Source organism: Mesorhizobium sp. M7A.F.Ca.CA.002.09.1.1 (assembly GCF_003998555.1).
GTDB lineage: Bacteria > Pseudomonadota > Alphaproteobacteria > Rhizobiales > Rhizobiaceae > Mesorhizobium > Mesorhizobium ciceri.
This window is the reverse complement of the sequence record NZ_RZRR01001241.1, coordinates 1-1,234: the sequence shown is the minus strand read 5'-3', so window position 1 is coordinate 1,234 and position 1,234 is coordinate 1. Positions and strand designations below refer to the sequence as shown.

General features: G+C 63.6%; 2 protein-coding genes. Both read left to right on the top strand.

The window, feature by feature from the left end; all coding sequences use genetic code 11:
* Positions 1–691: 3-ketoacyl-ACP reductase (locus tag EN994_RS32170; protein ID WP_127308187.1), on the top strand; the 691-nt coding region annotated here is incomplete at its 5' end.
* Positions 692–703: 12 nt separating this feature from the next.
* Positions 704–1,234: GMC family oxidoreductase N-terminal domain-containing protein (locus EN994_RS32165; RefSeq protein ID WP_206530555.1), on the top strand; the 531-nt coding region annotated here is incomplete at its 3' end.

The following is a 1,234-nucleotide window of genomic DNA, read 5'->3' as shown; positions in this document are numbered from 1 at the left end:
GGCGGATGCCGGCTTCGATATTCTGGTCGCCGACCTTGCCGAAACAGCCGCCGACGGACTTGCCCCCGACATCGCCAAGCGTGGCGCAAAATTCGCCTATGTCAGGTGCGACATCGCGGACCTCGACACCCATACAGCACTTGTCGATGCCGCGATGCGCGCCTTCGGCCGCATCGACTGCCTGGTCAACAATGCCGGCGTCGGCGCCGTGGTGCGCGGTGACCTCTTGGACCTCAAGCCGGAGAATTTCGACCGCACGCTGGGCATCAACCTGCGCGGCACCGTCTTCCTCAGCCAGGCTGTCGCCAAGGCGATGCTGGCTGCGCCAGGCGATCAGAGATCCATCATCACCATCACCTCGGTCAGTGCTGAAATGGCGTCGCCGGAACGGCCGGACTACTGCATCTCGAAGGCCGGGCTTTCGATGTGGGTGAAGAACCTGGCGTTGCGGCTTGCGCCTGAAAACATCGGCGTCTTCGAAGTCCGGCCCGGCATCATCCGCACCGACATGACCTCAGGCGTGACCGCCAAATATGACGCCCTTATCGACGGCGGCCTGGTTCCGGCCAAACGCTGGGGCGAAGCATCGGACATCGGCGCGGTGGTGGCGACGCTCGCCGGCGGCAAGCTCGGCTTTTCGACCGGCTCGATCATCAATGTCGACGGCGCGCTCTCGGTGCCACGGCTATGAATGGATCAGGAAATGACTGACTATATCATCGTGGGCGCCGGTCCTGCCGGCTGCGTTATGGCCAACCGGCTGAGCGAAGATCCCAGCAATTCGGTCCTGCTGCTGGAAGCCGGCGGCAAGGACTGGCACCCCTACATCCACATGCCGGCGGGCTTCGCCAAGATGACCAAAGGCATTGCTTCCTGGGGTTGGTCGACCGTGCCGCAAAAGCACATGAAGGACCGCGTCTTCTGGTACACGCAGGCCAAGGTCGTCGGCGGCGGCTCGTCCATCAACGCGCAGATCTACACGCGCGGCAATGCCCGCGACTACGACGCCTGGGAGAAGGAAGAAGGCCTCGCCGGCTGGGGCTATCGCGACGTGCTGCCCTATTTCAAGCGCGCCGAAAACAACCAGCGCTACGCCAACGACTTTCATGGCGACCAGGGCCCGCTCGGCGTGTCCAACCCGATTTCGCCGCTGCCTATCTGCGAGGCCTATTTCCGTGCCGGCCAGGAGATGGGCATCCCCTTCAACCCGGACTTCAACGGCGCTGCCCAGGAA